Origin of the sequence: Paraglaciecola sp. 2405UD69-4 (genome assembly GCF_047525415.1) — a bacterium.
Taxonomy (GTDB): domain Bacteria; phylum Pseudomonadota; class Gammaproteobacteria; order Enterobacterales; family Alteromonadaceae; genus Paraglaciecola.
In genome coordinates this window covers 77,737-103,050 of the sequence record NZ_JBLIXM010000001.1, presented here as the reverse complement: position 1 = coordinate 103,050, position 25,314 = coordinate 77,737, and the positions used below count along the sequence as shown (strand labels likewise).

Below are 25,314 nucleotides of genomic sequence, written 5' to 3'. Positions count from 1 at the left end.
TTAAGCTCTGTAATATCTATTTTTTATCATTCATTACATAAAAGGGCTGTATTCTATTCGTTTCTCACATGAGGCCGGCCCTGCAATTTAAGACCGACCTTATATTATTTACCTCTTAAAAATTATGGCTATACGTAACTTGCACACTTCTTGGTAATTCTGGAAATACCAAGGTAGAGCCAAAGTAACCGCCTTCAAACACTGGTCGCCAATTTTTTTCATCGGTTAAGTTTTGAACTTCAAAACGTAGCTTAGCATGCTGGCTTAATGCCACTGTGGTGCTGGCATTTATGGTGATTTGATCACGTATTAACACTGTGGCTAAGTAGTCTAACGGGTAGCTTTTGCTGTAAATAGCAGTGGCTGATACATCCCAATAGTCAAATATATTCCAACCTGCGTTTAAAGATACGGTTTGCTCCGGTATGCCCTGCACTCTTTGGTTTGACGGTTCAAAGCCTGCAAAATTTGGCGCCCCTATGCCTGTACCTACAATAATCTCTGGGCGGGAGTTATCAAAGGCATCAGCTACTTGCTGTGAATCTTGAAAACTAGCAGAGTCGTCGTAGCGGGCATCTAGGTAGCTATAACCTAAGGTAGCCCAAAGGTTTTGCCCTTGGTACACCACTTGCCCTTCGAAACCTTTTGCCACAATACCTGAATTACTGCCATCTCTGTTACGTAGGCTGCGGGTTTGCTCAAAAATTGAAGCATCGGCATACCAAGGGTTTTGAGCTGGCGCATATTTAATGCCCACTTCAAATAACTCGTTTTCTGTTTCGAAGTTTAAAGGGTTAATTTGATTGTCTGCCCCTAGTGCCGTACCACCAGCTAGGCTGTTAGAGGTGGCTTCGCTATAGCTGTAACTGGCATAAGTCACTAGGTCTTCTTGCAACTTAAAATTAGCACTTAGTGAGCCTGAATACAGCCATGTATTGTAGGTATCACGGGCGGCTATTTGCCCTTGTGGGGCAATCGCATCTTGGGCTTTTACATCGTAATAGTCTGCGCGCACGCCAACATTGGTACTCAGGCGTTCAGTCCAGTCACTTTGTTGTTCAGCAAACACTCCGCTTTGCCATGTTGTGGAGTCGGTGGTATCAGAGGTTGAAAAGTCGTTAATACCATCGCCATCTACATCATAGTTTGCACCAGGAGACACAAACACACCTGGACGCAACTCAACTAACCTAGCCTGTTGGGCTTCAGTTAAGGGAATACGGCGCTGCTCTAATGTGCCTAGTAAATCAATGGGCAAATCAGCTTCTGTGGTGAACTGGCTGTAACCTAATACATCGTTATAACGAATATCCACACCCCAAGTGGTTTGCTGCTGCGGGCTCCAGACAGAGTTTATTTCAATTCTATTTTGCGCAGTTTTAGCGCCATCTACAATTTCTACAAAGCTATTTTGGGCAATTTCTTCACGGTCTAAATATTGAAAATAACTACGATTAGTCAAGCTATGTACGCTATTCAATTGCCGTTCGTAAGTACTATGAAATAAATACGTCTGCACATTGTTTATGTTGTCAGGGTCGGTCAACACTGTACTTCTCGAAATAGGTACTTCGCCTGTTGGCGATACTACTGCAAATGCCCCAGGAACTTCTGAACCATTAGGTTGCACGCCTTGGCCTGTTATATATAAACCATGGTCTATTAAATTTTGAGTGGGCCGGTTAATACCAGCGTTGTCAGCAAAGTCCACGTTGTAATATTCAAAGCTTACATCCCAGCTCGACTTAGCATCAGGCAATAAGCGATATGCGACAAATACATCTTCACTTTTGTAATCACCAAAATCATAAAAGCTGCCGTTGTCGATTAATTCAATACTCACACGGGCACCGCTTTTACCTTCTTCTATTGCTTTATCTATGTCCAATTTTCCACTGTAGTGGTCCCAACTCCCTGCACTAACTTGCAAACTAACATCACTGCCCGTTAAGCCTGCGGTTTTATTTTTTAAGTTTACAAACCCGCCATTACGCTGGGTTGTACCAAGCAATACAGACGGCGCTCCTTTAACTATGTCTATTTGCCCTACGCTGTTAAAGGATAATGGAATACCAAACCCATTATTCCCCCCTTGTCGCCTGAGTCCCTGTTGGAACACCTCTCCCAGCTGGCCACGAATTGTAGGTAAACTTGGCGCACCAAAACCACTGGCAGCATAAGTATTAGGCACAAGTACAAGGACATCTTGCAAATCGTCTATTGATAACTGCTCAAGCATATCTTCAGAAATAGATGTAAGGGTGCGGGATATCTCGGTTATTTGCTTATCTTTACCAAAAGGACCATCCACAATTGTATCTTTTGGAGATACGATTAACGATGAAGCAGACTGGCCTGCAACGGTTATATGCTCAACATCATTATTTGACTCTTGAGCAGTTACGGCAAACGCCATGGATAAGCTAATACTAATGCTTAGGCTGTGTTGTCTGATAGACATGTTAATCCTCTCGATATTGATTCGAGCTTAAAGACCTAGTCACGACACATTTTATTACAACTAACTCAGACGTAAGCCATTTTTTCTGTTTGCTGATGGATTTATTAGGTAGAATAATGAGTGAACATTCTAAAGGAAACGCTATGACTCCCCAGAGCCACAATGCCGAGCAAGATAACAACCAAAAACCGCCAGTAGAGGCGCTGCCAAATACAACTCACTTTGGTTTTAAACAAGTAGAAACCGACCAAAAAGTAAATATGGTGAAAGATGTATTTCAATCCGTGGCCGCAAAATATGACATTATGAATGATGTTATGTCTTTGGGTATTCATAGATTATGGAAGCGTTACACCATAGATTGTAGTGGCGTTAGAGCTGGGCACAAAGTATTAGATTTAGCCGGTGGCACAGGTGATTTAACAGCTAAGTTTTCAAGAATAGTAGGCGAATCAGGGCAGGTCATTCTAGCTGATATCAATGACGCCATGCTCAAAGTTGGCCGCGAAAAGCTCAGAGACAAAGGCATTGTTGGTAATGTTGAATATGTACAAGCTAATGCTGAAGAATTGCCCTTCCCCGATAACAGTTTTGACATCATTACTATTGCCTTTGGCCTTAGAAACGTAACCGACAAAGACAAAGCCTTAGCATCTATGTATCGCGTACTTAAACCCGGTGGCAGATTATTAGTGTTAGAGTTTTCAAAACCTACCCACGACATGCTAAATAAAGCTTACGATATGTATTCATTCCATTTACTACCAAAAATTGGGCAACTAGTGGCAAATGATGCAGATAGCTACCAATATTTGGCTGAGTCTATTCGTATGCACCCAGAGCAAGAAGTATTAAAAGAGATGATGGAAAACGTAGGATTTGAACAAACCACTTATACTAATTTAACAGGTGGTATCGTAGCCTTGCACCGCGGTTTTAAGTTTTAGTTATGCCTATTGCACAGTTACTTACATCAGGGGTTGAACTTGGGTTTAATCAACTACTAAAGCTCGACCCAGATAGCCAAGCACGGCTAGCTAAATTGAGTGGAAAGTCGCTGCAGGTTTCAGTAAAAGAATTACCCTTTCCATTATTGTTTAACTTTTCTGAACAAGTTGAAGTAGGCGCGGTAATAGAAAGCAACGAACATAATCAAGCCCCAGACTGTTTAATAGAATTAGACCTTAATACGCTTCCTAAACTACAAGATAGCAGTCAATTAACTCAGCTTATCCAACAAAAAAAATTGTCGCTCATTGGTGATATCTATATCGCGCAAACCTTTGGAGACTTAATTAAAGAGTTAGACATTGATTGGGAAGAGCAGCTATCAAAATACACAGGTGATGTGGTAGCCCACCAAACCTTTAGCAGTGCAAAATCACTGTTTTCCCAAGCTAAACAAGAGCTAGACCGAGCGGCAAATAATTTGGGACACCGTATGACCCAAGCAGACTCAATAGCCGTAACACCTATCGAAGTAGCCTTGTTTAGTGACCAAGTTAGCGACTTACGCAGCGATGCAGAACGTTTACAAGCCAGACTTCAAAGGTTAGAACAATCCCTAGACGACTCCAAAGGATAAATACCCCAAGGTGAGAATTTTACGCTTTTACCAAATTAACAAGGTCATGTTAGAGCATGGCTTAGATGAGTTAATCCCTCGCAAATGGCTACCTTGGTATGCAAAATTAGGAAGAGCGTGTCTATTTTGGCTACGCAACAAACACCCTGACAAATCACAAGGGGTTAGAGTTCGTCTTGCGTTACAAACCCTTGGGCCAGTTTTCATTAAATTTGGGCAAATGTTATCTACCCGCAAAGACTTACTAGCCGATGACATAGCCAACGAATTAACAATTTTACAAGATCAAGTTCAGCCCTTCGATAGTGACATAGCCCAAAACATTATTTGCCAATCTTTAGGCATTAAAGATGTTAGCGAAATATTCAGTTCTTTCGAGAGTAAGCCTTTAGCATCAGCATCTATTGCACAAGTCCATGCAGCTAGACTCAAAGATGGCGACAAAGATGTAGTCGTTAAGGTTATTCGACCTAACATAAAGTCTCTTATCCAGTCTGATATTGAGCTAATGCAAACGGCTGCAGCGGTTCTTCAGAAGTTATTACCTGATGGTAAGCGCTTACGCCCAGTAGAGGTGATTGCAGAGTACGAGCGTACCATAATTGACGAGCTAGACTTAATGCACGAAGCCGCTAACGGCATTCAGTTTAAGGTAAACTTTGAAAACTCACCTGCCCTGTATGTACCTACTATTTACGGAGACTATAGCCGTAAAAGTGTCATGGTTATGGAACGTATTTACGGCACGCCTATCTCTGACATTGAGCAGCTTAGAGCCCGTAACACTAATATGAAACGCCTAGCTGAACGGGGTGTTGAGGTATTTTTCACTCAGGTTTTTCGCGATAGCTTTTTCCATGCAGATATGCATCCGGGCAATATTTTTGTATCTACTGTTAATCCTGACGATCCTCAATATATCACGATAGATTTTGGAATAGTGGGGACACTAAATAGTGAAGACAAACGTTACTTAGCCGAAAACTTCATCGCCTTTTTCAATCGTAATTACCGCAAAGTAGCTCAGCTACACGTAGACTCTGGCTGGGTTCCATCAGATACCGACATTGACGATTTTGAAGCCTCTATCCGTAAAGTGTGTGAGCCTATTTTCCAAAAGCCATTGGCTGAAATCGAATTTAGTAATGTGTTGTTGCAACTGTTCAACACTGCCCGTCGCTTCAATATGATCATTCAGCCGCAACTGGTTTTATTACAAAAAACTTTGTTATACATAGAAGGTCTTGGGCGTCAGCTTTATCCACAATTAGATCTTTGGCAAACAGCTAAGCCATTTTTAGAAAACTGGATGAAAGAGCAAATTGGCATCAAAGCCATGTATCAAAAAATATCTACCAATTTGCCTTTTTGGTCTGAAAAAATGCCAGAAATGCCAGACTTGATTTACGATTCGTTAAAGCAAATCAAAACCCTACCAGAGCAGCAAAGACAAGAATTTGAGCGGCAACAACTGGCAGCTAAACGTCAGCATACCAGCTCACAATTGATGATGATGGGTGCAACCTTTATTTTGGTTGCCTCATTGCTACCCATTTATTTACAGCCATGGTGGCCAAGTGCTGTGTGCGCAGTAATAGGGCTGGCTAGTTGGGCTATGGCGTGGCGTAGCAAGTAATTTAGTGCTAGATCACAATGCAGTCAGCAGTGCTGCTAACTGCAAATGTATTTATACTTAGTTAGACTGGCCAAAGAAACCTTCAACTCTTAATGCCAAGCCATAAGACGCCGAAAAGTGCTCATCTCTGCGCCATAATATAAATGGCTCTACCTCATAAAATAGCCAAGTTCTTAAGGTGTTTTTTCGCCACCGCATACTGACTAGGTATTCTTCTACTCGATAATTAGGGCGACTAAACCCTTCAACGTAAAAACCGGTAATAAGGGCATTATGCTCACTAAATTGCGTTAACTTTTGTAAGCTATGTAGCCAGCGCCAGTCATTGGTTCTGTCTCTAAAATAGTAATGATTATTAAACCTAAACATAGACTTAGCCGTGGCTTTGTAGCCAAGCTGCCACGAAAAGTCCGCCCCTAAACCATCACGGCTATATAAATAAGCCGATGTTTCCCACCGCAAACTTGTTTTATCTGATAATGAGAGCGCATTTCGGTAACTGCTTTTTGCAAAGGGTTGTAGCCGCCTACCAATGCCGATTCTGTGGGATAAACCGCTACCTGGGGTTCGCTGCCAACGTAAAGCCAGACTTACTCTGTGCCTTTCTCGAATGTTGTCATTCCTGTCACTTAATAAATTATCGTCAGGAGACTCATCATCATAGTCAGATAAAACTACATCTACGCGATTTTTCAGGTTGGGTAACTTTACTCTTAATTTGAATCTTGGGCTTACTTCACTGAAGTCTCTACTTCTAGGCTCCCACCCAAGCCTTATTCGGGCTTCGCCATTCGCTTTTTCGTTAGTATCAAAATCTTCTAAGGCAAAAAAATTATCAAACCATAAGACACTATCGTTTACTGAAGATGCAATGTTCCGATGCATTGTATCTAGCCAAGGATAATCAAGATCCTGCTCTTGGGCACTGACTTTGCAACAGATTAAGGCCAAACAAAGGACACAAATATTTTTTTTAATCACACATTTTCTCAATAAAAGATGTACACCATGTGACTTCAAAGTTGATATTTAGTGTAACCATTTATTGCATAAATGACCAAACAAGGATTTTGTGCTATCAAATCCAGTGACCTTTTCATTTAGCTACGTATAATAGGGTGAGATAAGTCTTAAGGAGTCTATTTATGTTTGGTATTAGTCCCATGCAGTTGGGGATCATCTTAGTAATCGTTATTTTGTTATTTGGCACAAAGAAATTACGTGGCATGGGTGGCGATTTAGGTTCAGCACTTAAAGGCTTTAAGAAAGCAATGAGTGACGACGATAAAGAAAAAGACGCTGACTTTGTTGCTAACGAAAAAGTAGAGAACAAAACAAGCGAGTCAGCTGACAACACAGTAAAACAAACAAAAAGTGAACAAAAAGAGCACAATTAATGTTTGATATTGGCTTTTTTGAAATACTCTTTATTGCTGTAATTGCGCTAGTGGTGTTAGGTCCTGAAAGGTTACCTGGTGCCATACGCTCTACTTTAAAAACAGTTCGCGGCATTAAAGGTATGGCCAATGGCTTTCGTCAAGAAGTTGAACAACAATTTAAAATTCATGAACTCCACGAAAACCTAAAAAAAGCTGAAGAGCAAAATTTAGAAAACCTATCTCCGGAGTTACAAGAATCTGTCAACGAATTACGCGACGCCGCAAAATCCGTACAAAAACCCTATTCTAAAGAGTAATAAGAATGGCCGACCCAAATAGCTTGGTTACCCACCTAATTGAGCTTAGAAGCCGCGTATTAAAAGCATTTTTAAGCGTATTCTTTGTATTTTTATGCCTAGTATATTTCGCTCAAGATCTATATTTATGGATTGCGACTCCCTTACAAGAAGCCTTGCCAGATAACGCGCAAATGATAGCAACCGATGTTGCTTCTTCGTTTTTTGCCCCCTTTAAGCTCACCATGGTGTTATCTTTTTTTATCGCCATACCTATGGTGCTTTATCAAATTTGGGGCTTTATTGCTCCTGGGCTTTATAAAAATGAAAAGCGATTAATTGCACCATTGCTCTTCTCTAGCACCTTGCTTTTTTATTTAGGGATGGCCTTTGCTTACTACGTTGTTTTTCCCTTGGCCTTTGCTTTTTTTACCAGTGTTATCCCCGAAGGCATAGTCAATAATACTGATATAAGTAGCTACTTAAACTTTGTGTTAAAGATATTTTTTGCATTTGGTTTATCATTCGAAATTCCCATAGCCATAGTGTTAATGTGTTGGACTGGCATGACTACACCAGACTCACTTAGAGAAAAACGCCCTTATGTCATTGTGGGAGTATTTGTACTTGGCATGCTACTTACTCCGCCAGATATCATTTCACAAACACTACTAGCTATCCCAATGTGGATATTATTTGAGTGTGGCGTAATTGTAGGCAGCATTTACACACGTAAAAACAAAGAAGACACGCCAGAGGAACAAATATGAAGTGGTTAACACCATTTGCAGCGACGCTATTTTTGGTAAGCTTTACAGCTTCAAGTAGTGACTTAATCAATGCTCTACAAGAATGTAAGCAAGTTGAAAATTCACTAGCAAGACTGCAGTGTTTTGATAAGGCCAGTCAAACTTTACCGCCTTATCCAGCACCAAGCTCTGACAAACTCGCAACACACTCAGAGCCTGAAAAACCTAAACAAGAAGTGGCAAAGTTCAGTGAAAGTGATTTTGGTTTAGAACATAAGAAAAACTTGGGAGAGCTTGCTGAAACAATCCTTGCCACTATCGCGACTATCCAAAAAGATGCTCACAAAAAGCTTATTTTCACGTTTGAAAATGGACAGGTATGGAAACAAACAGATAGCGATCGTTTTCGTGCAAAGCAAGGAGACAAAGTATTAGTTAAACGTGGCCTTCTTAACTCATTTTATCTAAGTAAAGCGAATAGCAATAAACGTATCAGAGTTACTCGAGTCAAATAACCTATGAGCTTAGTCGATATTGGCGTTAACCTAACTGATAAAAGGCTAGAAAGAACCGCTGTCATCGAACGAGCTATTAACGCTAGTGTTAGTAAAATGATTGTTACAGGCTCCTCTTTAGAAAGTAGTAAAGAAGCCCGTACAATTAGCACACAGTACCAGAACACCCTTTATTGTACCGCTGGCGTGCACCCACACCACGCAAAAGAATATACCGAACAGACAACAACAGAACTAAGGGCCTTAACTGCTCATCCTGAGGTGGTAGCGATTGGAGAATGCGGCTTAGACTTTAATCGAAACTTTTCAACGCCTACTGAACAACTCTATGCATTTGAGCAACAGTTACAGCTTGCCTGCGACTTAAAACTCCCTGTTTTTTTGCATGAACGAGATGCCTTTGACGAGCAAATAAAACTATTGAAGCAATATCGTACTGGCTTAGTAGGTGGCGTTGCTCATTGTTTTACAGGTAGTTCAGAGCAAATGGCTGCATACCTAGACTTAGATTTATATATAGGTATAACAGGATGGTTTTGTGATCCCAAACGAGGGCAGGCACTAAGAGAAGCGATACCGTCCCTCCCTTTGAAAAACCTACTATTAGAAACCGATGCGCCATACCTTCGTCCAAAGGGGCTAGCAAATAATCGCAAACTAGATAAAGGGAATAATGAGCCAGCCTATTTACCGTATATTGCAGCAGAATTAGCTAACTTGATGGAAATCGAACAACAGGAGTTGCAACAAGCTAGCTATTACAACACCTGCAAATTGTTCCCTAAAATAGAGGCAGGTATAGAAAGTGAGTACTAACAAGATAGTTACAATGCTATCTAACAACCTCGCTATTTTAGCTGCTGCTATTTGTTGCATACTGATATTCATTGGCGCTAGTGGCCTAATCAACAATCATGGCAGAAACCAAGCTCAAGTCACTAATTTTTCCTATTATGTTGACGCAACACACCAAGCCAAGATTGAGAATATACTTAAGCTCCCTCCCCAAAATTGGCAACTCAGTGATTCTGGTATTTATTCCCCTGCATTTTCAGACAATATACATTGGTTAAAATTTACAACAAAAAATTTAGAGCCTAGCAAAAATTGGCTATTAGAAATTGATAACCCTTTGCTGAATGATGTAAATCTTTGGTTTATTCAAAAAAATGAAATAATAAGCCACTCAAACACGGGTGACGGCCATTTATTCAAGCAACGGCCCGTTTTACATGAAAAATTTATATTCCCTATTCCTGAGTCCTCAGAGCCAATAGACGTGTACATTAGCGCCAAGTCTACTGGAGCCTCACGCTTACCCATCTACCTTTGGCCAAATGACGCTTATTTAAACCATGAAACTCAAAATACCCTAGTAATGGGTGTGTTTATTGGCTTGTTATTGACTATGGGGTTGTGTAGTTTATTTTATTTTATTGCCACTAAAACCTTATCATTTTTAATTTACACAGGCTGTGTTGTCAGTGTAGTGCTAACTATCACTACTCTACACGGGTTAACCTTCAGATATATCTGGTACAACTCTCCTATTTTTCAGCAATATGCGGCAGTTATTTTTGCGTCATGTTTAGTGTGCTTTTCAACTGTATTTTGTGATCAATTACTCAGCGTAAAAAAATACAGCCCATGGCTAAGTAAAATACTTAGGGCCATTGCATTAATAGTAATTTTAGGTGCGGCGCTTAGCTTTTTCATACCTATGCCCATATTTATTAGTGTGTTTTTATCAATGACATTAATAAGTGGCGTAATAGTATTGTTTACAGGTATATGGCTCTGGAAAAAAGGCTCTACCGTTGCCCACTATTACACGCTTAGTTGGTTTGTACTGTACCTTATTGGCTTAGCTGTTGGCTTGGACAGTGCAAACGTGGTGAACTTTAGTTTATCTCCAGCTCACTTTTTGATGTTAGGGGCAACGCTTGAAACAATATTTTTAGCGCTTATTTTAATTATTAGCTACAACAAACAGAAACAGGCCGAACTTAGTAGGCAAGCTCAACTTTTAGATATAGAGCGACAAAACCGCAGTACAGAGCAGCAAGTATTAGAGCAACAAAAGTCGGCTACCGAAGAGCTTGAGTACAAAGTACAAGAGCGAACGTTAGAACTAGAAATCACCTTAAGAGAACTCTCAGAGAAAAACCAAGAACTTGAGAAAAAGAACACTTTAGATGCACTTACGGGTATTAGAAATCGCAGTTACTTCGACAAAAAATACCTAGCAGAGCTTCGTAGAAGCAAGCGTGAGCAAACTTATCTGTCTATCGTTATGGTAGATATAGATCACTTTAAGCAAGTTAATGACATACACGGGCATTTAATGGGTGACGAATGTATAAAGGCTGTGGCTACTATATTAAAAGCCGCCCTAAAAAGGCCCAGTGATACAGTATGTAGGTATGGCGGTGAAGAGTTTGCAATGATACTGCCTAATACTGATTTAGAAGGGGCATTAGCGTTAATTGAAAAAATTCGTATTGATATATCACGGACAGATATTTTACTAAATGAAACCAGTGTAAAGGTCACAGTCAGTGCCGGTATAGGTACTGCAAAAGCACAAGTATCAATGGATGAAAATAGTATTCTGGCAATAGCAGATGAACAATTATACAAGGCTAAAAATGCTGGCCGTAATCAAACATTAGGCAGCTATTTACCTTAATTTACATAGGAACAAATATGTTTGAACAATTCCCTCAAAGCCGCATGCGTCGACTTCGCAAGCAATCGTCAACTCGCCAGTTAGTCGCCGAGAACCAACTTTCAACAAATGATCTAATATACCCAATGTTCGTTTTAGAGGGTGAAAATCAAAAAGAAACTGTCCCCTCGATGCCTGGGGTTGAGCGCATGTCTATAGATTTATTAGTCGCGGAAGCAAAAGAGCTTCACGACCTTGGTATTCGAGGAATAGCTTTATTTCCCGTTACACCACTAGACGCAAAATCACTATGTGCCAGCGAAGCTTTTAACCCTCAAGGGCTAGCACAACGAGCTGTTAGAGCCTTAAAAGCGGCTGTACCTGATATCGCCATAATCACTGATGTCGCATTGGATCCCTTCACGTCTCATGGCCAAGATGGCTTGATAGATGAGTCTGGGTACGTACTCAATGACGAAACCATAGAGGTACTAGTGAAACAAGCCTTATCACATGCAGAAGCAGGGGCTGATATTGTGGCACCTTCAGACATGATGGACGGACGCATTGGTGAAATTCGACGTGCACTTGAAGAGCAAGGTTTTATCAATACTTGTATCATGGCTTATTCAGCAAAATACGCTTCTAGTTACTACGGGCCCTTTAGAGATGCTGTTGGCTCTGCTGGCAACATCAAAGGTGGCGACAAGAAAAGCTACCAAATGGATCCTGCAAATTCAGACGAAGCATTAAGAGAAATTGCGCTGGATTTACAGGAAGGGGCTGACATGGTTATGGTTAAGCCCGGCATGCCTTATTTAGACATAGTAAGACGCTGTAAAGATGAATTCAAAGTACCCACCTTTGCCTATCAAGTGAGTGGTGAATACGCCATGCATAAAGCTGCGTTTGCAAATGGGTGGCTCAATGAAGAACAAGTTATTCTTGAATCATTACTCGCCTTTAAACGAGCTGGAGCAGATGGGATTCTAACTTATTTTGCGAAGCAAGCGGCGCAACTGTTGCGAAGTTAAAAAACAGCTTTATATCCTGCAATAAGGTTGAACATGGCGCTGCATACTAAATATACTTTTGAAGCTTATATGCAGCGCGCAACATTAGATTACCCAGTAACTAAATAGCCCTCGTAAAAAAGGTTTGTTAACTTTGAATACAGTTTCGCCCTAAGTGTTTACCTTTGTACAAGGCATTATCGGCGCGTTTAAATAAGGATTCGAAGGTGTCTTCTTTTCGAAGCTCTGCAACGCCACCGGTAATGGTCACTGGCACATCAGTTCCACCTTCATTTACCTTCATATGTTCGATGGCAAGCCTGAGTTTCTCAGCGATTTGCAATGCACCTGCCAGATCAGTTTTAGGTAACAAAACTAAGAACTCCTCGCCGCCCCACCTGGCCAACTTATCTTGTTTTCTAATCTGGTTTTTTATTGTTTTAGATCCCATAACTAAAACTAAATCACCTAGATCATGTCCATAAGAGTCGTTTATATACTTAAAGTTGTCGAAGTCGTACAAAATAACGCAACTAGACTCACTGCTTCTTTGCACATTATCAAAGGCTTGCTCTAAATAATCTTGTACCCCATATCGATTTAGTAAGCCGGTTAGTTTGTCGAAACGAGCGAGTTTATTTAATTCTATATTGGCAAGTTCTAACTCTTTGGTACGCAACTGAACTTTTTGCTCTAACTCTGCGCCCAGAGCTTTTAACTCAGAGTTACTTTGCTGTAGCTCCTTCGATAAGGTCTCATTACTTGTCAAAATATTGCTGAAGCGACGAATAATGATATAACTCTGACATATGATAAAGCCCACAATCCCTATGCTAAAAAAGTTACCCGTATCAATTACACCATTGGTGTAGAGCATGTCATTGATAGCAAAAGTTGCCAAAATAAAGCAGCTAAACGCCATCATCTTAGCGGTAGGTTGTTTTGCTATATTTGCCTTCACCATATTGGTCATAATGTACAAAATGACTATAAGGCAAAATACTTGATATCCAGTTAGCGAATAATCAACAAAACGTGTGGGGCTGACAATCACAAATAAAGAAAAGCCAATCCCAATAACATAAAAAAGCCTAGATATTGTTTGACTAAATATATTGGGGAAACACAAATGCATAAAGTACAAGACATTAATCACCCCCAGATAAAATGTCAGGTAATTTAATTTAAGTGCTAAGGCATAATCTATTGAGAAATGTTGCAAAGTAAAGTGCATATGCTGGGCAGTAAACTCTCGCACAAGGAACATCAAACAAAGGCAAACAAACGCTAATGATATTTTTTCACTCGGCCTAAAATAATACTGAATTAAATAAAATGCAGTTGTTACGACTAGCGCTCCAATAATAAACATACTTAAGGCAACTAAATCTCGTTGCTCCGCATATAGACGTTCAACGTCGCCGATAACTATTGGAGCCCACAGACCTCCCCAAGATGCATGAAAGTTTGAGACTTGTATTGTGATAGTTAGGTGCTCTGAGCCTTTGGGTAAATTTACAATAGTTGGATAAAATCCAGGCTTGCCTTCATCTATATGAGTCGCTACTACTCCACCACTAGCCATAAGCTTGTCATTAATAAACAGTTTATAAGCAGATTGTACTCTCGGAATTTTAATGGCTAAATCTAAATCACTGTTAGGCACTGTCAACTTAAGGAAATATGTACCATAGCCAATTGCAGTATTACCTTTAACTTCGTGCAAAGACCAACCGCCAGAGCCTTCAATTAAAGTAGGGGCTTGGAGTTGCAAAGGGATATCTTTCGGCTCTAGTAAGCGACCTTCATAAAAAGTCCACTTCCCCCCGAGTGTAATGCTTGTTTCATTGGTAAAATAATGATTGTGAAGGGTAATTTCGCCTTCTTTGGCGAGCAGGTGACTGGGCTTTAGTGCAACACCAAAATGGAGGGTCAAAGCGATAAAAATAACTAACGTTATTAGAAATAAAATAACTGATAATACTTTGGAGGGCAGCTTCTGACCTTCTAACCTCAGTGTAATCATAAACGCTATAAATCCCTATGTAGCAGAGTAAAGAATGATAAACCTACAAAATAACTAAAAGGAAATTAAGTATCCTATATATACGATCAAAGACATTCTAATACCCAACCTACTTTGTGCTGTTGCCACTTTTCATTAGCCAACTCAGCATCAATTAAAGGATGCGACTTCAACCAACCTGCAGGGAAAGTTAACACCCATTTCTCATCTGAGACTTCCAGTTTGTACTTTGCCAGTACCTTATCTTTTCTACGGATAGATAATATACAAGCTAAGCGCAAAATTCGAAGCAATATCAATAAAGTATGACGCACATCAGTATGATATGCATCAAACAAGCTGAGATCTATACCTTGTCTATGACTTTGAACTAAGGCTTTTACCCCAGACTGTTGTTGCTTGGTATATCCAATCATAGGCAAATAACTCAATATATATGCGCCATGAAGATGATGTTGTTTATAGTCTATGTGTAAGCCAATCTCATGCAACATTGCGGCTGCTATCAATATTGCTTCAGAGTCTATACTTCCAATATCTAGTTGACGTTGCACTTGTTTGAAAAGGTTTATCGATAAGTTTTTCACTCTATCAGCGTGATTTGCTTCAATATGAAAATGCTCAATATTTTGCTCTAGAGTTTGTAGTCTGCGGTCATTTTGTTGCATGTTATCCAACATGCCATAAATAAGCCCTTCTCGAAGTGCCCCTCCAGAAATTTGCATTTCCTGAATACTGAGCTCTTCAAACAAGGCAATTAATATTGCTAAACCACTAGGGAAAATCGCTCTTCTAGACTCGGTTAACCCTTCGATACTGAGTAAATCAAGCGAGCCACAGTCTATACACTGCTGTTGTAAGTTATATAAATAATCTAAACGAATAGAGTCACTGATACCCTGAGTAACCAAGATTTCAGTAATGGCCTGAGGTGTGCCTGATGCCCCTAGGCATTGCAGCCAATTAAAATGTATAAAGTCATTTTTAACTGGCGCTAACTCTAGTTTAGCGGCACTAATTGCCTGTTCAAAATTACTCGCTGTAATTTCGCCACCAATAAAATAGCGCTCTTTGAAGGTTACGCAGCCCATATTGAGACTTTCGAGGTGAATTGGCGTCATATCATTGCCAACAATGACTTCAGTACTTGCGCCACCAATATCAATAACTAAGGTATTGCCTTGATTCGCAGAAGTATAAGCAACCCCCAAATAGATTTGCCTAGCTTCCTCTTTGCCGTCAATTACATCTAATTTATGGTGTAATATTTTTTGTGCTTTTTTAACAAATACATCTGCATTAGTGGCTAATCTTAACGTTGCAGTTCCAACCACTTTAATATTTGATAAAGGTATATCTTGCAGGCGTTCGGCAAACATTTCTAAGCATTTCCAGCCGCGATCTAAACTGTCTTGATCAAGCTGCATATTTTCATCTAATCCCGCAGCTAAACGTACTTTTTGCTTTACCTTACCTATGATTTGAACACTTCCAGCCGACACGCGAACAATTACCATATGAAAGCTGTTCGACCCTAAATCGACTGCTGCATATAATTGTTCTGGTTGTTTAAATGGCGCGGTGACTTCAGTGTTATTGTTCATCTATGCTGCTTATTTCTGGGTCCTGTATGTCTTTTTTGAGTGCTGCGGCCATTTTGCATACGTTTTTTAAATCTTGGTTTAGGAGGCGCAACGTCCCTAATTAAATCATTTGGGTTGTATTCAGTTACAGGAATAGAGTGTTGTACATACTCTTCAATTGCCGGCAAATTAAGAGAATACTTTTCACAAGCAAAACTAATGGAGCTTCCACTTTGGCCAGCTCGGCCAGTACGGCCAATACGATGCACGTAATCTTCAGCATCATCAGGTAAGTCATAATTAAAAACATGGCTAACAGAGGAAATATGTAACCCTCTAGCCGCAACGTCTGTTGCCACTAAAATATCAATATTTCCAGAAGTAAAGTTTTCTAATATTTTTAAGCGCTTGTTCTGTGGAACATCGCCGCTTAGCAGGCCTACCCTATGATTATCAGCTTCTAACCAATCAGCAACTCGCTCACAACTATGTTTAGTATTCGCAAATACTATGGCTTTTTCGGGCCATTCTTCTTCCATTAAAGTTAACAGTAAGTAGGGTTTGTCTTCATCAGAGGGATAAAACAGTTCTTCTTTTACTCTCTCAGCAGTTTTTCGTTCAGGCTCTATTTGCACATGGGTTGGGTTATCCATATGCTCATAAGCTAGTTCTTGCACTCGATAAGATAAAGTAGCTGAGAACAACATGCTTAATCGGTCAGTTGGTTTTGGCATTCTATTAAACAAATAACGAATGTCTTTAATAAAGCCCAGATCGAACATTCTGTCTGCTTCATCTAGCACCGCAACCTGAATACCTTCTAGAGAGAAAATGTTCTGTTTGTAGTAGTCAATGATACGGCCAGTGGTACCAATGATAATATCAACACCTTCTTGAAGCTTTTCCCGTTGACTTTGGTAACCTTCACCCCCATAAATGAGACCTAGGGTTAAACCCGTGTGCTGACTTAGTAATTCTGCGTCATTAAAAATTTGCACAGCCAGCTCACGAGTAGGTGCCATAATAATAGCCCGAGGCTGACGCTTTGAGTTTTTAGGGTTAGAAAGTAAGTAGTGAAAAGTAGCAACCAAGAAAGCAATGGTTTTACCTGTTCCAGTTTGCGCCTGACCGGCGATATCGTTACCTTCAAGTAAAGGAGGTAAACTCAAAGCTTGGATTGGGGTACATTGGTTAAAGTTAGCAGCAGAAAGTGCTTTTATAACCTGCGGATTAATCGGCAAGTCTGAAAAATGTGTATCGGTTAAATGTGTTGTTTGCATAGCTTATAGCTTATCATTGCTTGCATTAAAAACCAGTTTCTATATAACAATCATAACCGCGCTGATTTTTATTACAGCGACAGAAAAAAATTACGGAGAAAAAAATGAGCGACAAAATTATCCAGTTGTCTGACGATAGTTTCGAGGCCGATGTTATCAATGCTGCGGGTCCTGTATTAGTTGATTTTTGGGCAGAATGGTGTGGCCCATGTAAAATGATTGCGCCGATTCTGCATGAAATTGCTGATGAATTTGACGGCAAAGTAACAGTTGGCAAGCTGAATGTCGATGAAAATAACGAAACGCCACCTAAATACGGCATCAGAGGTATACCTACCCTATTGCTTTTTAAAGGCGGTAGTGTAGCAGCCACTAAAGTAGGCGCTTTGTCTAAGACACAACTTTTAGAGTTTTTAAACGACAATATTTAATGTCTACTCAGAAACACTATATATTTAAAAAGCTCAATTGATATTGAGCTTTTTTCTATTGCTACGTATGAATAAACACGGAACCATGAAATTACCCCGTGAAATCTACGCTAGAAACCCATTTAAAACGTCATTATTCATACAATTTGCTAGACTAAGTTAAAATTTGGTGCTAACTTTTGAAGTGTTCACAGCTGAACAGACCAAGACTTCGCTCAAATCAGAGACGTAATAAAGTAAAAACCTTTGACTCACTCAACACAATTAGCTTGTAACAAGCTGTTATCATAAAGACCCACCAATATGAATTTAACTGAACTTAAGAATAAACCGATCAGTGAACTTGTAAAACTAGCGGAAGAAATGAAGCTAGAAAACATGGCTCGTGCTCGCAAACAAGACATAATCTTCTCAATACTTAAATCACATGCAAAAAGCGGAGAAGATATTTTTGGAAACGGAGTACTAGAGATACTTCAAGACGGCTTCGGATTCTTACGTTCAAATGATTCTTCATATTTGGCAGGACCTGATGATATATATGTATCACCGAGTCAAATTAGACGTTTTAATTTACGTACCGGCGACACCATATCTGGGAAAATTCGCCCCCCCAAAGATAGCGAGCGGTATTTTGCATTATTAAAAATTAACGAAGTTAACTTCGACCGTCCAGAAAGCTCACGCAACAAAATATTATTCGAAAACCTTACCCCTTTACATGCCAACGAACGTTTAACAATGGAACGTGGTAATGGCAGTAGCGAAGACATAACTGCCAGGGTATTAGACTTAGCGTCACCTATAGGCCGAGGCCAACGTGGCTTAATAGTCGCTCCACCTAAAGCAGGTAAAACACTGTTACTTCAGAACATCGCTCAATCTATTGCAGCTAATCATCCAGAATGTTTGTTAATGGTATTACTTATTGACGAGCGCCCTGAAGAAGTAACCGAAATGCAACGCCTAGTACGTGGTGAAGTTGTGGCATCTACCTTTGATGAGCCTGCTAGCCGACATGTTCAAGTTGCTGAAATGGTAATCGAGAAGGCCAAGCGCTTGGTAGAGCACAAAAAAGACGTTGTTATTTTATTAGACTCTATTACTCGTTTAGCACGTGCCTATAACACTGTTATTCCATCTTCAGGCAAGGTACTTACAGGTGGTGTAGACGCCAACGCTTTACACAAACCTAAACGCTTTTTTGGTGCGGCTCGTAACATTGAAGAAGGCGGCAGCTTAACCATAATCGCTACAGCCCTAATTGATACAGGCTCAAAAATGGATGAGGTTATCTACGAAGAGTTTAAGGGTACAGGTAATATGGAATTACATCTGAACCGGAAAATTGCTGAAAAACGTGTATTCCCAGCTATTGATTACAACCGCTCTGGTACTCGCCGTGAAGAGTTACTTACGACTCAAGACGAGTTACAAAAAATGTGGATATTACGCAAAATTGTACATGAAATGTCTGAAATTGACGCAATGGAATTTTTAATTGGTAAGTTATCAATGACCAAAACTAATGATGAATTCTTTACCGCAATGCGCAGACAAAAAAGCTAAAACCCAATAAGTAATAATAAAGAATCCGCTTCAGGTAACTGCAAGCGGATTTTTTTATGGCCCAAGTACAGAGTTTGCTAATTTATAAAAATACCTATTCTTGCAAGCGATGGTTTATAGAGAATCAATCAAAGTAGAATTGAATCCTTATATCAGTAAGGTTTCTAACGCCTTAGTGATACGGTACAATGCCGCTTCTAAGAATTTGAGCTTTTAGTCGGCTGCTAACTATGAAATTAGAGGCCGTATATACAACACAGTAACTGTTAAGTGAGAAAATTATGTCAAAAGTAGCCATAGTTATGGGCTCAAAATCAGACTGGCCTACTATGCAGCAGGCAGCCTTAATGTTAGAAAAGCTAGGAGTGGACTACACAGCAAAAGTTGTTTCTGCACACCGCACACCCAATTTGCTGACAGAATTCGCTGAACAAGCTGCTGATGAAGGATTTTCAGTCATCATTGGTGGCGCAGGTGGTGCAGCGCATCTACCCGGTATGATAGCAGCGCACACCCACCTCCCCGTCTTCGGTGTCCCTGTTCGTTCAAGCCAGTTAAACGGTATTGACTCACTATTATCTATAGTTCAAATGCCTAAGGGTGTTGCAGTTGGTACATTAGCCATTGGTGAAGCTGGTGCTGCAAATGCGGGCTTACTTGCCGCTCAAATAGTCGCTTTGCACGACAAAGATGTAGCAGAGGCAGTGAAAACGTTTAGGGCGGAACAAACCTCTACAGTCTTAGCGCAAGACGAGCTAACTTTACCTGCAGATAAATAAACAAACCTAGAGAAGAACCCCATGAGTATATTGGTACTTGGCTCAGGCCAACTCGCTAGAATGATGGCTCTTTCAGCCTACCCACTTGGAATAAGTGTACAAGCGGTTGATGTGGCTGATAATAAAATTGTCGACCCTGTCACCAAACAAGTTATCAATAATACTCTTGAAAAGCTCATTGAAGAAGTAGATGCCATTACTGTTGAGTTTGAACATATACCTGAAGACCTGCTGCAATTAGTCCACAGCAGCGGCAAGCTTAAACCCAGTATCGAAGCAATTTTAGCTGGGGCTGATCGTGTTCGTGAAAAAAAGCTCTTAGAAAAGTTAAATGTGGCTAATTGCCCCTTCCAGATAGTAACGGAAGTGGAGCAACTAGATGCAGCCGTAGCTACCTTAGGTGATAAGTTAATAATCAAGGCTAGCCGTGATGGCTACGATGGTTATGGTCAATGGCGTCTTCACGACAAGGCAGATCTCCCTGAGTTGAAAGAACAACTTTCTAAATTAGATCTCAATAAAGTGCCTTTAGTGGTTGAGAAAATGCTTAAGTTTGACCGCGAATTATCTTTAGTAGCGGTAAGAAATGCCAGCGGCGACATAGCTTATTACCCCCTAGCAGAAAACTTACATCATCAAGGGCAATTACATGTATCTGTAGCGCCAGCTCCCCATGTAAGCCTTGAGCTTACAGAGCAAGCGCAAACCATCTTTAATAAGTTAGCAGAGTCACTTGATTATGTGGGCGTGTTAGCAGTTGAGTTTTTTCAACTTGGAGAGCAACTGCTAGTCAACGAGATAGCCCCTAGAGTTCACAACTCTGGACATTGGACCATGCATGGTGCTGATACCTGTCAGTTTGAAAATCACATCCGTGCGGTAGAAGGCTTACCTTTAGGCTCAACTAAAACCATGTCTACTACAGCTATGATCAATATTATTGGCTGCAAAGACTTCGCCAGAGAAATGTTAAGCATATCTGGTTGCCACATGCACTGGTATGGTAAAACCCCTAGAGCAAAAAGAAAGATGGGACATTTCAATCTATGTGCCGAAGATTACATAGGACTTGGCCACTCAATGCTGGCACTTTCAAAGTATGTACCGGAAGAACATTTTCCAATGCTGAAAGATGAAGCCCAAAGATTGATTGAATTACAGGCAAAATAAAACTAAAACCAGTAAATATTTGACATCAATCTATTTGTGAATAGAATAGCGCTCGCTTTAGGGCTTAGCTGTATATTTACAGTTATACCAACAACCTTAAAGTAGCGTCACTATGTAAAGAAAACAGTGCCGACTTAGCTCAGTTGGTAGAGCAACTGACTTGTAATCAGTAGGTCACCAGTTCGACTCCGGTAGTCGGCACCATTTTCTCCCACTAAATCTTCGATACAAATTACCGAACTATGTTAGCTCTGATTTCTGAAGAGGCATTAGCACCCTCCCCTAGCAATAACAGCTGCAAGCATTCAGATTAACCCTGAACACTTTGCTGTTATAAATAGTTATTTCTTTCGAATACCAGAAACCCTTGCCCACTCTCCATCTATAGCTATTGGCTCCATATCAAAATCCTGACTGTATAAGTCGTTAATTTCTTGTGCTTGATTATCCAAAATACCAGACAGTACTAACTTTCCACCCGGCCTACAGTAGGCGGTAATCACTGCTCTAAGCTCTCTGAGTGGCCCAGCTAGAATATTCGCAAGTACCACATCAGCTAAAAGCTGGGGTTGGTTTTCAGGAAGGTAAAGCTCTATCTGTTCCCCAACTTGATTGCGGTTAGCGTTATCTTGACTAGCTAACAGTGCTTGAGGGTCTATATCAATGCCTACTACCCTTTTAGCACCTAACTTTAATGCGGCAATACCCAAGATCCCTGAGCCACATCCAAAATCAACCACCAGAGACTCTGAAAGCTCTAAACTATCGAGCCACTTTAAGCATAAGCTGGTTGTGGGGTGAGTACCTGTACCAAAGGCTAGCCCTGGGTCTAACATTACATTTACTGCATTTGGATTTGGAACATCACGCCAGCTAGGGCATATCCATAAACGTTCACCGAACTGCATAGGATGAAAATTCTCCATCCATTCCCTTTCCCAATCTTTATCTTCTAATTGGTCTAACTTGTGGTTAAAACCTTTTCCTAATACTTTGGATTTTTCGAGCCGCTTTATAACTGTCGCCATGTCATGCTCTGCATCATAAAGACCGATAACTTGCGTGTCAGGCCAAAGTAGCACTTCCCCCGGCTTAGGCTCGTACATAGGGGTATCTTTAGCATCTACAAAAGTGACTGCTTGAGCACCATTAGCTGAAAGCATGTCACCTATTTGCTCGGCAAATTCTGCTTGATGGTTTATTTTTAATTGGATCCAAGGCATAGTAAAAATCTTTAAAATGTAATTACTGCTTAGTATACCATTAGTCTACTCACCTATTGTAAATAGCAATTAAGCTTATTTAAATACACCTACTGATAGAGATTTTCAGCGGTAAGTAAAATGTGCAATATTTATACAACTATAGTTTAATACGCATGCCGTACAGAGCCTGCTAACATGTAATATAAAGTTATATGGAGCCGAAACTCATGTGGTTAACTAAGAAAAGAGTAGAATTAGAAAACAAATTACTTCAAAAAGAAGCTGAATTAAGTACTCAGAACTCTATGATTGAAGCCCTCTCCACATCCATGGCGATGATAGAGTTTACACCTGACGGGTACATTCTTACCGCAAATCAAAATTTTGTCGACACTGTGGAGTATTCCCTAGATCAAATCATAGGTAAGCACCATAAAATGTTTTGTAAACCAGGGCTGGTCAACTCTGATGAGTATAGAGAATTCTGGCAAAGGTTGGAAAAGGGAGAAGCTTTTAATGGCGAATTTGAGCGCATTACCAAATCAGGAAAAAGCATATGCTTAGCGGCCAGTTACTGCCCTGTAATTAACGACGCTGGAAAAATTGAAAAAGTCGTTAAAATTGCCTCTGATGTAACGGATACTGTCACCTCTATGCGAGAGTTAAAAAGCATGGCCAACTCTGTATCTCGCTCGATGGCTGTAATAGAATTCAACTTAGACGGCACAATCATAAGATGTAATGAGAACTTTTCAGCCTCAACTGGATATACCGAACAAGAGTTAATTGGAAAGCACCATAGGATGTTTTGTACCCAAGAATACGCCAATTCTAGCCAGTACAAGGACATGTGGGTTCAATTGAATCAAGGACAATTTTTATCTGGAAAATTTGAGCGGGTTGATAAACATAACCAACCACTCTGGTTACAGGCTACCTACAATCCCATGTTCGATTCTGACAACAAAGTTTTCAAGATTGTTAAGTTTGCAACTAACATAACAGACACTGTCACAACCTCTGCGAGTTCCACCCAAATGGCTTATGAGTCTTTGACGAACACTGATGGTGTATCTCAAAAGGGATTAGGCATCGTAAATGATGCTATACATGCAATGTCAAAGGTATCTGATGGTCTAGAGTCTGCTGCTCAAAGTATACAATCGTTAAGCAATCAGTCAGATCAAATTAGTGAAATAGTGAATACAATTACTGCGATTGCAGACCAGACTAATTTGCTAGCATTAAATGCAGCGATTGAAGCGGCTAGAGCAGGCGAACAAGGCAGAGGTTTTGCTGTCGTTGCCGATGAGGTCCGCCAATTAGCAGCACGCACTAGTAAATCAACTGCTGAAATTGATGGTGTCGTAAAAGAAAATAATGCACTTGCGTCAGATGCAGTGAAATCGATGGAAACTGTAGTTGAAAACTCTAAGTCAGGAATAGAGTTAGTAGAACAAACCGGCACAGCAATCGATGAAATTAGCAGTAATACTAAAAAAATTCTCAAAGAAATAGAGTCACAATTAAGTACTTAATTGAGAGAGTATTGATAATCACCAATAAAAATGGGGCTATAAAGCCCCATTTTTAATACATTAAGATAGTAAGCTTAGTGCCCACCCATACCTAGTTTTTTCTCTAGGTAATGGATATTTGCGCCACCAGCAGCAAAGTGCTCATCAGCCATAATGCTTTTTTGTAAATCGACATTAGTTTTAATTCCACCAATTACCAACTCATCCAAAGCTAAACGCATTCTTGCAATGGCTACTTCTCTGGTTTCACCATAAGTAATAAGTTTACCTATCATAGAGTCGTAATAAGGAGGCACGCTATACCCTGCATATATATGAGAGTCCCAACGAATACCTAAGCCACCTGGTGGATGAAATTTTGTAATTTTACCTGGGCTAGGAATGAAGGTTTCTGAGTCTTCTGCATTTATTCTGCACTCAATTGCGTGGCCCTTCACTTCAATTTGGTCTTGGGTAATAGTCAATTTTTGACCCGAAGCAACACGTAGTTGCTCTTTTATCAAGTCTACACCGGTAATCATTTCAGATACTGGATGCTCTACCTGAATACGAGTATTCATTTCTATGAAGTAGAATTCTCCATTTTCAAAAAGGAACTCAAACGTACCCGCGCCACGATAATTAATATCAATACAAGCTTGGCAACATCTCGCGCCAATAGCCGCTCGCATTTCAGGCGTGATCCCTGGAGCCGGCGCTTCTTCTACTACTTTTTGATGGCGACGTTGCATTGAACAGTCACGCTCACCTAAATGGATAGCATTACCTTGCCCGTCAGCTAATACTTGAATTTCAACGTGGCGAGGATTTTCAAGGAATTTCTCCATGTAGACCACATCATTATTAAATGCAGCACCGGCTTCGCTCTTAGTCATCTCAATTGAAGAAATAAGCTCTTCTTCACTACGTACAACTCGCATTCCACGACCACCACCGCCACCTGCAGCTTTTACAATGATTGGATATCCTATGCCTCTAGCAAGCTCCTTATTACGAGCTTCATCAGTGCCAAGTGGACCATCAGAACCAGGCACACATGGAACGCCCGCTGCTTTCATTGATTTTATAGCTGAAACTTTATCACCCATTAAATTAATGGTGTCTGCCTTAGGACCAATAAATACAAAACCACTTTTTTCAACGGCTTCAGCAAAGTCAGCATTTTCAGCTAAAAACCCATAACCTGGGTGTATAGCTTCTGCATCTGTTACTTCAGCGGCAGCAATAATTCTTGGAATGTTCAAATAGCTTTCAGTAGCAGACGCTTTACCGATACAAATGGTCTCATCTGCAAGTAGTACATGCTTCAATGACTCATCAGCAGTAGAGTGAACAGCGACAGTTTTAATGCCCAATTCTTTACATGCTCGTAGAATTCGCAGCGCGATTTCACCACGATTTGCAATAAGGACTTTCTTTAACATTGTCATT

At 40.4% G+C, this 25,314-nt stretch carries 22 protein-coding genes and 1 tRNA gene; 16 read left to right on the top strand and 7 right to left on the bottom strand.

Annotated elements, in window-relative coordinates; translation table 11 throughout:
- Positions 1 to 115: 115 nt before the first annotated feature.
- On the bottom strand, positions 116 to 2,461 hold the full coding sequence (locus ACMUMK_RS00475; protein ID WP_414699168.1) for a TonB-dependent receptor: 2,346 nt from the start codon (positions 2,459 to 2,461) through the stop codon (positions 116 to 118).
- A gap of 143 nt (positions 2,462 to 2,604) precedes the next feature.
- On the opposite strand from ACMUMK_RS00475, the gene ubiE reads away from it, so the two are divergent.
- Genes ubiE through ubiB form a run of 3 tightly spaced genes read left to right on the top strand, consistent with a single transcriptional unit; the run spans position 2,605 to position 5,682 of the window.
- Complete coding sequence (gene ubiE, locus ACMUMK_RS00470) at positions 2,605 to 3,408, top strand: bifunctional demethylmenaquinone methyltransferase/2-methoxy-6-polyprenyl-1,4-benzoquinol methylase UbiE (RefSeq protein WP_414700304.1); 804 nt, start codon at positions 2,605 to 2,607, stop codon at positions 3,406 to 3,408.
- A 2-nt stretch (positions 3,409 to 3,410) separates the two neighbouring features.
- On the top strand, positions 3,411 to 4,046 hold the full coding sequence (locus ACMUMK_RS00465) for an SCP2 domain-containing protein (protein ID WP_414699167.1): 636 nt from the start codon (positions 3,411 to 3,413) through the stop codon (positions 4,044 to 4,046).
- 10 nt (positions 4,047 to 4,056) lie between these two features.
- Entirely contained in the window at positions 4,057 to 5,682 is a 1,626-nt protein-coding gene (gene ubiB, locus ACMUMK_RS00460; protein WP_414699166.1) for a ubiquinone biosynthesis regulatory protein kinase UbiB, read from the top strand.
- 57 nt (positions 5,683 to 5,739) lie between these two features.
- Here ubiB and ACMUMK_RS00455 read toward each other — a convergent pair whose 3' ends face one another.
- On the bottom strand, positions 5,740 to 6,567 hold the full coding sequence (locus ACMUMK_RS00455) for a hypothetical protein (RefSeq protein ID WP_414699165.1): 828 nt from the start codon (positions 6,565 to 6,567) through the stop codon (positions 5,740 to 5,742).
- Between the two features lie 260 nt (positions 6,568 to 6,827).
- On the opposite strand from ACMUMK_RS00455, the gene tatA reads away from it, so the two are divergent.
- From tatA to hemB, 7 genes are read left to right on the top strand one after another with little or no spacing between them, the layout of a single operon-like run.
- Positions 6,828 to 7,079, top strand: coding sequence for a twin-arginine translocase TatA/TatE family subunit (gene tatA, locus ACMUMK_RS00450; RefSeq protein ID WP_414699164.1), 252 nt, complete (start codon positions 6,828 to 6,830; stop codon positions 7,077 to 7,079).
- Positions 7,079 to 7,378: a Sec-independent protein translocase protein TatB gene (gene tatB, locus ACMUMK_RS00445; RefSeq protein ID WP_414699163.1), complete on the top strand. Its 300-nt coding sequence runs from the start codon at positions 7,079 to 7,081 to the stop codon at positions 7,376 to 7,378. The genes tatA and tatB overlap by 1 nt, the downstream gene beginning before the upstream one ends.
- Before the next feature lie 5 nt (positions 7,379 to 7,383).
- On the top strand, positions 7,384 to 8,127 hold the full coding sequence (gene tatC / locus ACMUMK_RS00440) for a twin-arginine translocase subunit TatC (RefSeq protein ID WP_414699162.1): 744 nt from the start codon (positions 7,384 to 7,386) through the stop codon (positions 8,125 to 8,127).
- Positions 8,124 to 8,621, top strand: coding sequence for a hypothetical protein (locus ACMUMK_RS00435; protein ID WP_414699161.1), 498 nt, complete (start codon positions 8,124 to 8,126; stop codon positions 8,619 to 8,621). The genes tatC and ACMUMK_RS00435 overlap by 4 nt, the downstream gene beginning before the upstream one ends.
- Before the next feature lie 3 nt (positions 8,622 to 8,624).
- Positions 8,625 to 9,437 carry a TatD family hydrolase gene (locus ACMUMK_RS00430; protein ID WP_414699160.1) on the top strand — a complete coding sequence of 271 codons (813 nt, stop codon included), beginning with the start codon at positions 8,625 to 8,627 and terminating at the stop codon, positions 9,435 to 9,437.
- Positions 9,427 to 11,310, top strand: a complete 1,884-nt coding sequence (locus ACMUMK_RS00425; RefSeq protein ID WP_414699159.1) for a diguanylate cyclase — start codon at positions 9,427 to 9,429, stop codon at positions 11,308 to 11,310. Before ACMUMK_RS00430 ends, ACMUMK_RS00425 begins: the two co-directional genes overlap by 11 nt.
- 17 nt (positions 11,311 to 11,327) lie before the next feature.
- On the top strand, positions 11,328 to 12,323 hold the full coding sequence (hemB, locus tag ACMUMK_RS00420; RefSeq protein WP_414699158.1) for a porphobilinogen synthase: 996 nt from the start codon (positions 11,328 to 11,330) through the stop codon (positions 12,321 to 12,323).
- A gap of 127 nt (positions 12,324 to 12,450) precedes the next feature.
- On the opposite strand, the gene ACMUMK_RS00415 is transcribed toward hemB, so the two are convergent.
- The 3 genes from ACMUMK_RS00415 to rhlB all read right to left on the bottom strand — a co-directional run bounded on the left by ACMUMK_RS00415 (position 12,451) and on the right by rhlB (position 17,191).
- On the bottom strand, positions 12,451 to 14,328 hold the full coding sequence (locus ACMUMK_RS00415) for a diguanylate cyclase (protein WP_414699157.1): 1,878 nt from the start codon (positions 14,326 to 14,328) through the stop codon (positions 12,451 to 12,453).
- Positions 14,329 to 14,414: 86 nt separating this feature from the next.
- A complete protein-coding gene (locus ACMUMK_RS00410) occupies positions 14,415 to 15,932 on the bottom strand; it encodes a guanosine-5'-triphosphate,3'-diphosphate pyrophosphatase (protein WP_414699156.1) in 1,518 nt (505 codons plus the stop codon).
- Complete coding sequence (gene rhlB / locus ACMUMK_RS00405) at positions 15,929 to 17,191, bottom strand: ATP-dependent RNA helicase RhlB (RefSeq protein ID WP_414699155.1); 1,263 nt, start codon at positions 17,189 to 17,191, stop codon at positions 15,929 to 15,931. Before rhlB ends, ACMUMK_RS00410 begins: the two co-directional genes overlap by 4 nt.
- A gap of 104 nt (positions 17,192 to 17,295) precedes the next feature.
- Here rhlB and trxA point away from each other — a divergent pair, with 104 nt between their 5' ends.
- The 5 genes from trxA to ACMUMK_RS00380 all read left to right on the top strand — a co-directional run bounded on the left by trxA (position 17,296) and on the right by ACMUMK_RS00380 (position 21,344).
- Complete coding sequence (trxA, locus tag ACMUMK_RS00400) at positions 17,296 to 17,622, top strand: thioredoxin TrxA (RefSeq protein WP_348172449.1); 327 nt, start codon at positions 17,296 to 17,298, stop codon at positions 17,620 to 17,622.
- A 303-nt stretch (positions 17,623 to 17,925) separates the two neighbouring features.
- On the top strand, positions 17,926 to 19,191 hold the full coding sequence (rho, locus tag ACMUMK_RS00395; protein WP_348113560.1) for a transcription termination factor Rho: 1,266 nt from the start codon (positions 17,926 to 17,928) through the stop codon (positions 19,189 to 19,191).
- Positions 19,192 to 19,472: 281 nt separating this feature from the next.
- On the top strand, positions 19,473 to 19,970 hold the full coding sequence (gene purE / locus ACMUMK_RS00390) for a 5-(carboxyamino)imidazole ribonucleotide mutase (RefSeq protein ID WP_414699154.1): 498 nt from the start codon (positions 19,473 to 19,475) through the stop codon (positions 19,968 to 19,970).
- Positions 19,971 to 19,991: 21 nt separating this feature from the next.
- Positions 19,992 to 21,140, top strand: a complete 1,149-nt coding sequence (locus tag ACMUMK_RS00385; RefSeq protein ID WP_414699153.1) for a 5-(carboxyamino)imidazole ribonucleotide synthase — start codon at positions 19,992 to 19,994, stop codon at positions 21,138 to 21,140.
- A 128-nt stretch (positions 21,141 to 21,268) separates the two neighbouring features.
- A tRNA-Thr gene (locus tag ACMUMK_RS00380) sits at positions 21,269 to 21,344 on the top strand.
- Positions 21,345 to 21,481: 137 nt separating this feature from the next.
- On the opposite strand, the gene prmA is transcribed toward ACMUMK_RS00380, so the two are convergent.
- A complete protein-coding gene (gene prmA / locus ACMUMK_RS00375; RefSeq protein ID WP_414699152.1) occupies positions 21,482 to 22,363 on the bottom strand; it encodes a 50S ribosomal protein L11 methyltransferase in 882 nt (293 codons plus the stop codon).
- A gap of 209 nt (positions 22,364 to 22,572) precedes the next feature.
- Here prmA and ACMUMK_RS00370 point away from each other — a divergent pair, with 209 nt between their 5' ends.
- Positions 22,573 to 23,883 carry a methyl-accepting chemotaxis protein gene (locus ACMUMK_RS00370; RefSeq protein WP_414699151.1) on the top strand — a complete coding sequence of 437 codons (1,311 nt, stop codon included), beginning with the start codon at positions 22,573 to 22,575 and terminating at the stop codon, positions 23,881 to 23,883.
- 74 nt (positions 23,884 to 23,957) lie between these two features.
- On the opposite strand, the gene accC is transcribed toward ACMUMK_RS00370, so the two are convergent.
- Positions 23,958 to 25,307 carry an acetyl-CoA carboxylase biotin carboxylase subunit gene (accC, locus tag ACMUMK_RS00365; RefSeq protein ID WP_414699150.1) on the bottom strand — a complete coding sequence of 450 codons (1,350 nt, stop codon included), beginning with the start codon at positions 25,305 to 25,307 and terminating at the stop codon, positions 23,958 to 23,960.
- Positions 25,308 to 25,314 lie beyond the last annotated feature (7 nt).